The sequence below is a fragment of the Parvibacter caecicola genome (assembly GCF_003725335.1).
Taxonomy (GTDB): Bacteria; Actinomycetota; Coriobacteriia; order Coriobacteriales; family Eggerthellaceae; genus Parvibacter; species Parvibacter caecicola.
In genome coordinates this window covers 1-632 of record NZ_QIBY01000046.1, presented here as the reverse complement: position 1 = coordinate 632, position 632 = coordinate 1, and the positions used below count along the sequence as shown (strand labels likewise).

Genomic DNA, 632 nt, shown 5'->3' with positions numbered 1-632 from the left:
TACCTCATCCTCTCCTGCGTCTACCTCTGGGCCCAGATCGCCGCTGAAAAGGGCAAGGTGTCCCACACCGCCCTGCGCGTCATCTCCGTGGTGGCGCTCGTCTGCGCCGTGCTCGTCCACTCCGTGACCGCCTGGATCTTCGGCCTGCAGCAGTCCCACGAGATGTGGCACACCGCCCTTCTGGCCCCCTGGTTCGTGAGCTCGGCCTTGGTGTGCGGCGCCGGCCTCGTGATCTGCGCGGCAGTCGCCCTTCGCGCCGCGGGGTACCTGCAGTGGGACCAGGCCGACCTGGTGAAGCTCGCGAAGCTCCTGGCCGTGTTCCTCTTGGTCGACCTCTACTTCTTCGGCTGCGATTTGCTCACCGAGGCCTTCCCGGCCGCCTCCGGCGCCGAGATCGTGGCCATGCTCGTCTCCGGCCCGCTGGCTCCCTTCTTCTGGGGCGAGATCATCCTCTCTGTGCTGGCCGTGATCATCTGCGTCGTGCCGCAGCTGCGCACCTCCCCGCTGCTGGTGGCGGCCGGCCTGTTCGCCATCGCCGCCATCTTCTGCAAGCGCGTGCAGCTGCTGGTGGGCGGCTTCCAGGTGGCCAACATCGACTGGCCCGCCGTGCTGACCCCCTACACCGTCACCGA

The 632-nt window shown here is 68.0% G+C and carries 1 protein-coding gene; it reads left to right on the top strand.

The window, feature by feature from the left end:
- Positions 1 to 632, top strand: a 632-nt coding sequence (gene nrfD / locus DMP11_RS10100; protein ID WP_161555369.1) for an NrfD/PsrC family molybdoenzyme membrane anchor subunit, incomplete at both ends; no start/stop codon positions are given.